Origin of the sequence: Arthrobacter sp. 18067, assembly GCF_902706295.1 — a bacterium.
Classification (GTDB): Bacteria; Actinomycetota; Actinomycetes; order Actinomycetales; family Micrococcaceae; genus Arthrobacter.
Genome location: NZ_CACSJJ010000012.1, coordinates 155,359 through 164,857 on the forward strand (window position 1 = coordinate 155,359; position 9,499 = coordinate 164,857).

A 9,499-nucleotide genomic window follows, 5' to 3' on the forward strand; every position below is an offset into this window, starting at 1 on the left:
TTATAACCATGGGGCACGACCACAACCACTCCCACGGAGTCACAGCAACCGGCAAGCATCGGAAGCGGCTCATTGCCGTCCTGGCCATCACCTTAGGGGTGGTGGGCATCCAGGTGGTTGGCGCCGTCGTGTCTGGATCCTTGGCTCTGCTGGCCGATGCCGGCCACATGCTCTCCGATGCTGCAGGCGTTTTCATCGCCCTCATGGCGGCGTGGATTGCTACGCGTCCAGCAAGTGATCAGCGCACCTATGGCTATCAGCGGGCCGAAGTGCTGGCTGCTTTGGCCAACGCCCTGATTCTGATCGTCATCGCGGTTGTGATCATGATCGAGGCCATCCGCCGTTTTGGGGAATCCCCGGACATTCATACCGACGTCATGCTGTGGGCCGCCATTCTGGGCGCCGTGGCCAACCTTGTCTCGCTCCTGATCCTGCAGGGTGCACAAAAGGAAAGCCTCAATGTCCGCGGTGCCTACCTTGAGGTCCTTGGAGATCTCCTGGGTTCCATCGCGGTCATCGTGGCGGCAATCGTCATCATGACTACGGGCTTCAGCGCCGCAGACCCCATCGCCTCTGTGGTGATCGCTTTGATGATCATTCCCCGCGCCTGGCACTTGCTTCGCGACGTGGTGGATGTCCTCCTGGAGGCCACGCCGAAGGGCGTTGACGTCAACATGATCCGCGAGCACATCCTCGCTGTTGATGGCGTGGTTGAAGCCCACGACATCCACATCTGGACCATCACCTCCGGCGTCCCCGTGTTCTCAGCCCATGTTGTGGTGGAGGACGCGGTCCTCAACGCCAGCGGGGCGGACAGCATCCTTGACCAGCTGGGGTCCTGCCTTGGCCGGCACTTCGACACCGAGCACTGCACTTTCCAGTTGGAGCCTGTGAGCCACTCTGAGCACGAATCGCACCAGCACGCCTAGGCTGTCCCACCACCCGCGTTCTCAATGCTGACCGTCCCGGCCGCTCCGTCCACTGTGACCCGCTGACCGGTACTAAGGCGCGATGTTGCGTCCGGAACCCCCACCACTGCGGGGATTCCGTATTCACGGGCCACCACTGCACCGTGTGAGTTGGGCCCGCCCATCTCCATGACCAGTCCACCAGCAGTAAGGAACAGCGGCGTCCAGCCGGGATCCGTTGATGGAGCCACGAGGATTTCTCCTGGCTCGAGGTGCGCGCCCACGGGATCCATGATGACGCGCGCCGGAGCCGTCACTATGCCTGCCGACGCCGGACTGCCGGACAAAGTGCCAGGACGCTGTTTTCCACTGGTCCCAGGCGTGGCCTCTGGCTCGGTTCCATCAGACAACAGCACCCGCGGGATATGCCTGCGCCGGAGTTCCTGCTGGTAAGCCGCACGATGCTCGGCCACTTTTCCATGGAGGTCATCTCCAGCCAGCGCAGTCTCAGCTTCGTCAAGATCCAGGTAGAAGATGTCCTCAGCACGCTCAATGCGCCCGGACTCTGCCAGTGCGCGTCCCACCAAGAGCAACTGTTTCCGCGCGGCAGCCAGCCCCAGGACGAGGTTGTACTTAGGCAGTTCGCGAAGTCCCGCGAACCTCCGGGTCCGGTCCATCGCGACGCGCACGATCGCCGCGTGCACCGGGCTCTTCGCCCTGGCCTGCGCCACGAAGCGCGCAACCTGCTCATCCGCTTCCCGTGCGGCTTTTTGGAACTGCTGATCCGGGGATTCTGCACCGTCGGCGAGCCTCAAATAGTTGGCGACAACTCCAAGGATGTGGGTGGGATCGTCTGACCAGCGGGGCATGCCGAGGTCGATCTCGGCAACGGCCCTGTGCCCGTAGGTGCTCAGGAAGGAATCCAGTCCTGACTGGGCAGCTGGTGGGAGGTTTCCGTCCCGATACTGTTCCGCCAGCCCCGCTGCCGTCCGGCCTGCCATGGAGGCAACGGCGTCGGGGTCTTCGCGGATCTCCGAGGCAAGCTGCCACAGGGCCAGATCCATCTCCGTGGTGACATTGTTGGGCAGGCCGCGGATCACGGTCTGAAGTTCGTCGTACGTAGCTTGATCCCCCAGGATCCGCCTCACCAGCGCCAGCATCGCAAAACCGAGCGCTGGAAGGGGCAACACCTGCGGCACTGTGGCGAAAAGCTCCTCGCCAAGGATTCGCTGGACATGGGCGAGCCGCTGATGTGATGTTGCCCCAGGCGGGACATCGAGGGTTTTGCGCAGTTCCGCGGTGAGCGTCTCTACGCGCTTCATGGCGGCAGCTGGGCGGAACAGGCCGCGGAAGAGTGACTCCGGTACACGGTACTTGGCTGCGACCGGAGCGACGTGACGAATCAGCTTCAGGGGTGTCTTGGTTCTGACCGTGAAGCGTGGATCGTCGAAGAGGCCACGCATCAGCGTGGCGGAGCGGGCCTCCATGACATCGAAAACCCGCGGCACGATTGCCCGGCCAGGCCTGCTCCGCAGCACCGCAGTGAGGTCGAAGAAGATCCGCTGGCCAGCCTCGTAATACGGCGGCGGCCCTGACCGGGGATCCGGCACATCGAACGCCGCAGTCCTGGCGACGCACGAGGCTATGAGGCGGATGCTGGCCAGGCCCATGGGCGTCAGTGGCCTGGTGAGGCCCTGCGCGAGGCTGAAGTTCAGGAAAGCGTGCTCGCCGGCGCCCGGAGGTATGCGCGTGGTTTGCGGATACAGGGTGGTGATGGGGCGGGCCTGGGTGAGCCAGAGTTTTCCATCATCATCAATGGCCCATTCGGTGTCCTGTGGAGCGCTGTAATGTTCCTGGACTTTGCGGCCCAATTCCGCCAGTGCAAGGACTTGTAGATCGCTGAGGCAAGGTTGCGGGACGGGCGCATCGGGACCATCCTGGCCGGGGCGTTCGACACGTTCCGTGCCACCGCCGGGAAGCGAACGGATCTCCACCTGCCGGTCCCCGACGGTCCTTTTCACAATTGACCGTCTACGGACGTCCACGACGTACTGGTCCGGATTTACCGCCCCGGACACCACGGCCTCCCCCAAACCCGGGCTGGCGTCAATCACTGCCTCATACCGGTTCCCCGTGACCGGATTGGCGGTGAACATGACACCTGCGGTAGCGGAATCCACCATTTCCTGCACGACGACGGCCAGCGTCACCGACGCATGGTCAATGCCGTTGGTGGTCCGGTAGGCCACGGCCCGGTCTGTCCAGAGCGAAGCCCAGCAGCGGCTGACCGCATCCAGGACAGCGTCAACGCCCACGACGTTCAGGTATGTGTCTTGTTGACCAGCGAAACTCGCGAAGGCCAGGTCCTCGGCGGTGGCTGAAGACCTGACGGCGACAGGGACGTTGCCTCCCAACTGCTGGTAGGCGGACCGCACCGCCTGACCCACCGCAGCCGGGACTCCGGCGTCGAGCACCAAGGACCGGGCACGGGTGGCGAGCCCATTCAGCTGGTCAAGGTCAGCTGTGCCGACCGCTTTCAAGGCGGCAATGACCTCCTGCAGGCCAATGGCCGAGAGGGCGAGCCGGTACGCGGCAGTGGTAAGGCAGAAGCCGGGCGGGACGGGCAATCCGGCGCTTGCCAGCTCACCCAGGTTCGCGGCCTTGCCGCCCACCTCGGGAAGCATTGCTCCGCGGATGTCGGCAATATCGAGCGTGAGCACTTGCCCGGACGCGTCGAGGCCGGCCCCCTGTTCTCGCGGTTGCTCCCCGGCCTGCTGGCTGTCCATGGAAGGTGGCGGTCCGCGGCTTAGGCTGCGCCGAGCATCGGCCCAAATTTTTGCCGGTCAGCGAGCCGGGGGTCCTCACGGTCAGGGACAACCAGCACCGGCCCCTTGGTGTGGTGCAGGACACCGTCCGAGGTGGAACCCAGGAGCATGCCAGCGAACCCACCGCGGCCACGCGTCCCCAGCACAACCAACTCCACGCTCCGGCTCGTCTCCACCAGGACGTCAACCGGTGAACCGTCCCGGAGGTCCGTCTCAATGGTCAATTGCGGGAAGTGGCTCCTGAGCCACGCGACACCTGCGTCAAGTTGGACCCTGATATCCGCAAACAGAGCATCGCGGTCCAACGGAGCCGGGACCCATGCAAGGGAACCGCTGTACTGCGGCACAGCGCAGATCACGCGGAGCTTGGCCCCCATGCGTTGGGCTTGCTCGGCTGCTTCGAGCACTGCCACACGGGCTTGCTCGGAGCCGTCCACGCCAACCGCCACCACGTTTTCCACGGTTCGGGACCCTGCCTTGGCATGCTCTGCCTTGATGTGTTTGTCCTCGGTGTTCTCCCCCAGCCGGTCGGCGCAATACAGGGGCACCGTTACGGTGGGGCATTTGGCGTGGGCTGGCAAGGCACTGCTGACGGAACCCAGCAAGCGTCCGACGAAGCCTCCGCGACCCCGGCTGCCGAAAACCAGGAGCGCGGCCTCTGCAGAGAGATCAAGCAGGACACCGGCAGCGTCACCGTTTTCCACCGAAGCGTCGACGTCGATGGCATAGCCGGAGATCTTGTCCATGGCCTGCTTCACGATCGCATCCGCGCCCTCGCGAATCACAGAATCGTCGACGGTTGCGTAGCCGCCGTCCAGCCCTGATGCGGCGAAGATGGGCACGGAATAGGCCGTGACGATGTGCAATGGGAGCTGCCTGCGCTCTGCCTCCCGCGCCGCCCAAACCAAGGCACACTGACCGTGCTCTGAACCGTCCACTCCAACGACGATGCCGCCTGGTGCGACAGCTTGGTCATCGCCTTGCTGTGGCTCTTCACTGTGTCTGCCGTGCTGGTCCATTGGGGCCCGCCTCTCCACCTACTGCTTGATGTTCCGGCTATTCTGCCAGAGGTTCTCCGGGTCGGATTCCCTGACTGCTTCATTGTCAATGGCCGGGGCAGGAGAAACCTGGAAGTTTCTCCTTCCAATGCCCACTATTCTCGGTCGGCAACGCCGAATCAAGGCGACTTTGGGCTATGTGTATAACGGTCAGGGCTCGGTTGTCGGGGGTCCATTTTGCGCTCCGGATGAACAACGGAAACACGCGCATCCGGGAGGCTATCCATGGCCGAAAAAGTTCGGTAGTGTTCGAGTCACCGAATGGCCGGCAAACGTGTTTCACGACACACTCCGGCCATTTATTTGCGGCCGCTTGGGGAACTCGGACGCGACCCCACGCGATGCCGAAGGGCACACACGTCAAGGAGGAACCAAGCAGTGACACTCACGCCTGATTCCGCCACGGAACGCACCACCACCGTGGTCATCGGAGCCGGCTTGTCCGGCTTGGCAGTTGCCAGTGAGCTCAGCCGTTATGGCGTGGGTTCCATCGTCGTGGACGGCTTTGGTGCGTTGTCCGCAACGGGCCCGTCGATCCATACAGGCATGCTTCAACGCTGCGACGTGGCCGATCCCGCCGCAATGAAGGAACGCAACGAGATTCTCCGCCACCTGCGGAACTACGCGGCGAGTCATCAGCTGGACGTCCGCAGCACCACGCGCGCCGTCCGCCTTGATTTCCTGGGCTCGGATCCGTCACAGCAGATTGGCTACGGATTGGCCGCCAGCATGACCACTGCGGGGCTGAGGACCGGACTCCACGTGTCCGGCCCCCTCGAATCCACACGTCGCCAGTGGGCCGTCCACACCGCCAACGGGGTTCTCCTGGCCGACCACATCGTGGTCACGCGCTGTGCGCAGAGCCAACTGCGCCGAATGCTGGCGGAACTCGGGATTGCCATCGGCCAAAACCTGGCCGCGGCCATGAGGGCAGTCGGAATGCACCTTGTAGGTGTCGGCGAACTCATTACGCCCACACCCAAGGAAGTCCTTCGGCAGGCCAAAGCAGTGGGTCAGGCAATCTCTTCCAAGGTTGCCCTCCCGGCAGGGCCAGGCCTGGCCACCGCCTAGCCGATCAGGCCCGCAAACCCTGGCCCGCCGTGCGGCAAGGCGCGCCGATCCGCCGTCGTACGTCTCCGTCTGGAACTTTTACGCACAAAACTTAACGCCAAAGGCCGGTGCCCTCGAAGAATCTGGTCTTCGAAGGCACCGGCCTTTGAACTGAAGCGTGAGGCTTATGCGCCAGCGCGTACGTAAGTGATGGGACCGGTTGCGGTCAACCAGCTGATCGGGTGGATGCCCGTCTGGTTGCCGTTGATGCCACCGCTGATGGCCTGGCCGTTGCCGATGTAGATGGCGACGTGGCCGGACTGAACGATCATGTCACCGGGCTGCGGGTCGCTGACGACCTTGCCGTAGTTCATGAACTGCATGGGGCCGAGGTCACCAACGGGGATGCCTGCGGAGCCGAGGGCCCGTTCCACCATGGCGGTGCAGTCCTGCATGATGCCGATCTGGGCGTAAGCCGAGGCAACCATGGCTGCGTTGACGCCACCGACTGCCGGGGCAGCAGCAGCGGGAGCAGCAGCAGCCGGAGCGGCAGCTGCAGCCTTGGCGACAGGAGCCGTTGCAGCGGCAGTGGTGACTGCTGCCTTCTTGGCTACGGGAGCCTCAACAACGGGAGCCGGCTTCTCGATGACCGGAGCTGCTACGGAAGCAACAGCAGGGCGCTCGAAGTTGATGGTCGCCGTGGATGCGGCGGTAACAACCTGGGTGGGAGCCTCGGATGCGGTCTCAGCGACCGTGGCGGGGCTGGAGTCCCGCTGAACCGGAGCTTCGGCTGCGTGGGCAGCAATGGAGCCGGTCAGAACGAGGCCCGAAGCTGCTGCGATAACAGCTGCCTGGCGGCCAGCGCCGGAAGCGTTGCTGGCAACTGCCTTGGAGATGGAGATGAACGGATTAGGACGTACGCTGTCCGCCTTACGACGGCCGCGAAGAATGCGTGAAGACATGAAAGAGCCTCTCCCGATGCCTGCGAGGTTAGCTGTCGGATTCGGATGGGAGTCACCCGGTCACTATCCCCCGCTGTTCAGCGGAAGCTTCGTGACTTCACCCCAAGGCACGCTCGAAAGCGACCTAAAATGGGTTCCCCGTCTCTGCCGTAAGGTTTGTCTGCGAACGGATTCCGGACTGCGGCAGAGCTAGGCAATCAGGCCGGAAGTGCCCGTTACGTGGAACAGGCACAGGTACAACCGTACGCGATGATCACGCCGAAGTCACATTTAAGTAACGAGAACTACGCTTTTGGCGTGTCGCGGTGACCGTTTCGAGATATTCGCAGGTACGTAGAAAACCCCGTTATTCCGCGGGAGAATCGCCATCTGCGTCGTTGGAAGCAGCGAGTTTCCTACGTGCCGTAACAGCCAGGAAGATAACGAGTCCGACAGCAACGACGGCCAGTCCCACGATGCTCCACGGGAAAGGCTGGGAGGCATCCGCTGCCGGTTCGCTGGTGCCAGTCCCCGGCGCCCCCGTACCTGCGGTCGGTACCGCCGCTGAGGATGCCGAAGCAGACGGTGAGGCAACCGCCGAGCCGCTTGCCGACGTCGCGCCTGAGGCTGCCGTGAACGTAAACGTGCCTTCGATGGGGTGCGAATCGCTGCTGACGACTCGCCAGACCACCGTGTACTCGCCCGCCGGCGCGCCTTCGCGCAGCTTCTGGACCGCCTGGTTGTCGATGATTTCAACGGGGCCATCCGCCCAGTTTTCGCCGCCCGCCGTGACCGTCACGCCCGAACCGATGGCCAGCGGCCGGTTATTGAACGTGATGGAGACCGACGCCGGGACAACAGCCACGCTGGCACCATTGGCCGGCGTGGTGGATTCGGCGACGTCATGCGCGGACGCCGGAGCCGCGGAAAACAGCAGGGCGGACGCGAAGGCAAGAGCAGCGACGACGGCGGCCAGAAGCGGGCGGATGGTACGCATGGGGCGGTTTCTCCTAGTGTTGGCTTCCTTACAGACTAGGCGAATCGTCCGGAGCGCCCGCATCCGACCACATAGGATTTGAGAGCACACTCCCCTCGATCCCCGGAGTCCTTCATGCTTAAACAAGGTTCTGCAGTCGACCGCTACTTCAAAATCACTGAACGTGGATCCACGTACTCCCGGGAAATTCGTGGCGGTTTCGCAACGTTCTTCGCCATGAGCTACATCGTGGTGCTGAACCCGCTGATCCTCTCCGGAGCGGACTCGAGTGGCGCGTCCCTGGGCTTCACCGCCGTCGCGGCCACTACTGCTTTCGTGGCGGGCATCCTGACCATCCTCATGGGCGCGTGGGCCAAGCACCCGTTCGCCGTGGCAACGGGGCTCGGTGTGAACGCGTTCGTAGCAGTCACTGTGGCCTCCCACCCTGGACTGACGTGGCCGGACATGATGGGCCTTGTGGTGCTCTCCGGCGTCACGATGCTCATCCTGGTGCTCACAGGTTTCCGTACTGCCGTGTTCAAGGCTGTGCCTGAAGCCCTGAAGACCGCGATCGTGGTGGGCATTGGCCTCTTTATCGCATTGATCGGCCTGGTCAATGCAGGATTCGTGCGGCGCATCCCGGACGCGGCCGGCACCACGGTTCCCCTGGGACTGGGCGTTGACGGCAAGCTCATGGGCTGGCCCACACTGGTTTTCGCGGTTGGCCTGATCCTGACCATTGCCCTTGTGGTCCGGAAGGTCCGCGGCGCCATCCTGATCGGCATCGTGGTTTCCACCGCCCTGGCCGCCATCCTTGAATTCACGCTCCACATCGGCCCGAGCTTTGACGGCAAGAACGTCAACCCGCGCGGCTGGTCGCTTGTGGCGCCCACGCTCTCCGAATGGGGCGCCCCGGACTTGTCCCTGATCGGCAAGGCGAACCCATTCGGCGCGTTCGAGCACCTCGGTTTCATCGCTGCCGCTTTGCTGGCCTTCGTGATCCTCCTGAGCATCTTCTTTGACGCCATGGGCACCATGGTGGGCCTGGCAAACGAGGCCGGAACCGTGGACAAAGACGGCAACATCCCCAATGTGGACCGGGTCCTGCAGGTTGACGCCCTCGGCGCAATCGTCGGTGGCGGCGCGTCCGTATCTTCCAACCAGATCTTCGTTGAATCCGGCGCGGGCATCGGCGAAGGCGCACGCACCGGCCTCGCCTCGATCGTTACCGGCGTGCTGTTCCTGGTGGCCATGTTCTTCACGCCGCTGATCAACCTGGTCCCATTCGAAGCCGTGGCCCCGGCACTGGTCGTCGTGGGCTTCATGATGGTCTCCCAGGTGGGCAAGATCGACTGGCAGGACTGGGGCGTCGGCATCCCGGCGTTCCTGACCATCGCCCTGATGCCGTTCACATACTCCATCGCCAACGGCCTGGGCGCCGGCTTCATCTCCTACGTCCTGATCCGCACGTTCCAGGGCCGCGCCCGCGAAGTCCACCCGCTCATGTGGGCTGTGGCTGCCGCGTTCCTGCTGTTCTTCGGCATCGGAACCGTGGAAGAGCTGCTCGGGGTCAAGTAAACGCCCGCCGAGGTGGCATTTGATGACAATGTTTGGCGGGCAAAGTCAACTGGTGGGAGCAACGCTGGGGGTTAGGCCGCTTGTAGCAGCTGGTTTAGTCGGTTGGCTGGTGTTTCGAGGTTCAGGGTTGGTCTGGGTCGGCGGTTGAGTTTCGCTGCGACCA

The 9,499-nt window shown here is 63.6% G+C and carries 7 protein-coding genes and 1 riboswitch; of the genes, 3 read left to right on the plus strand and 4 right to left on the minus strand.

Translation table 11 applies throughout. The features are described 5' to 3' along the window. The first annotated feature begins 8 nt into the window (after window positions 1-8). Window positions 9-929, plus strand: a complete 921-nt coding sequence (locus GVL04_RS13595) for a cation diffusion facilitator family transporter (RefSeq protein WP_159705357.1) — start codon at window positions 9-11, stop codon at window positions 927-929. Here the strand turns inward: GVL04_RS13595 and GVL04_RS13600 are convergent. Next, window positions 926-3,694, minus strand: a complete 2,769-nt coding sequence (locus tag GVL04_RS13600; protein WP_159705360.1) for a PEP/pyruvate-binding domain-containing protein — start codon at window positions 3,692-3,694, stop codon at window positions 926-928. The genes GVL04_RS13595 and GVL04_RS13600 overlap by 4 nt on opposite strands. A 20-nt stretch (window positions 3,695-3,714) precedes the next feature. Next, on the minus strand, window positions 3,715-4,752 hold the full coding sequence (locus tag GVL04_RS13605; RefSeq protein WP_159705363.1) for a universal stress protein: 1,038 nt from the start codon (window positions 4,750-4,752) through the stop codon (window positions 3,715-3,717). Window positions 4,753-5,169: 417 nt separating this feature from the next. Here GVL04_RS13605 and GVL04_RS13610 point away from each other — a divergent pair, with 417 nt between their 5' ends. Beyond that, window positions 5,170-5,862 carry an FAD-binding protein gene (locus GVL04_RS13610; RefSeq protein ID WP_159705366.1) on the plus strand — a complete coding sequence of 231 codons (693 nt, stop codon included), beginning with the start codon at window positions 5,170-5,172 and terminating at the stop codon, window positions 5,860-5,862. A 164-nt stretch (window positions 5,863-6,026) separates the two neighbouring features. On the opposite strand, the gene GVL04_RS13615 is transcribed toward GVL04_RS13610, so the two are convergent. Then, complete coding sequence (locus GVL04_RS13615; protein ID WP_159705369.1) at window positions 6,027-6,803, minus strand: NlpC/P60 family protein; 777 nt, start codon at window positions 6,801-6,803, stop codon at window positions 6,027-6,029. A gap of 3 nt (window positions 6,804-6,806) precedes the next feature. Then, window positions 6,807-6,999, minus strand: a riboswitch (cyclic di-AMP (ydaO/yuaA leader). A 150-nt stretch (window positions 7,000-7,149) separates the two neighbouring features. Beyond that, window positions 7,150-7,779, minus strand: coding sequence for a copper resistance CopC family protein (locus tag GVL04_RS13620; RefSeq protein WP_159705372.1), 630 nt, complete (start codon window positions 7,777-7,779; stop codon window positions 7,150-7,152). 114 nt (window positions 7,780-7,893) lie between these two features. Here GVL04_RS13620 and GVL04_RS13625 point away from each other — a divergent pair, with 114 nt between their 5' ends. Further along, a complete protein-coding gene (locus GVL04_RS13625) occupies window positions 7,894-9,336 on the plus strand; it encodes an NCS2 family permease (protein ID WP_159705375.1) in 1,443 nt (480 codons plus the stop codon). The last annotated feature ends 163 nt before the right edge of the window (window positions 9,337-9,499 follow it).

Excerpts from the sequence above, each read along its gene's own strand:
- GVL04_RS13595 (WP_159705357.1), top strand. The coding sequence starts at position 9 with ATGGGGCACGACCACAACCACTCCCACGGAGTCACAGCAACCGGCAAG.
- GVL04_RS13600 (WP_159705360.1), bottom strand. The coding sequence starts at position 3,694 with ATGGACAGCCAGCAGGCCGGGGAGCAACCGCGAGAACAGGGGGCCGGC.
- GVL04_RS13605 (WP_159705363.1), bottom strand. The coding sequence starts at position 4,752 with ATGGACCAGCACGGCAGACACAGTGAAGAGCCACAGCAAGGCGATGAC.
- GVL04_RS13615 (WP_159705369.1), bottom strand. The coding sequence starts at position 6,803 with ATGTCTTCACGCATTCTTCGCGGCCGTCGTAAGGCGGACAGCGTACGT.
- GVL04_RS13620 (WP_159705372.1), bottom strand. The coding sequence starts at position 7,779 with ATGCGTACCATCCGCCCGCTTCTGGCCGCCGTCGTCGCTGCTCTTGCC.
- GVL04_RS13625 (WP_159705375.1), top strand. The coding sequence starts at position 7,894 with ATGCTTAAACAAGGTTCTGCAGTCGACCGCTACTTCAAAATCACTGAA.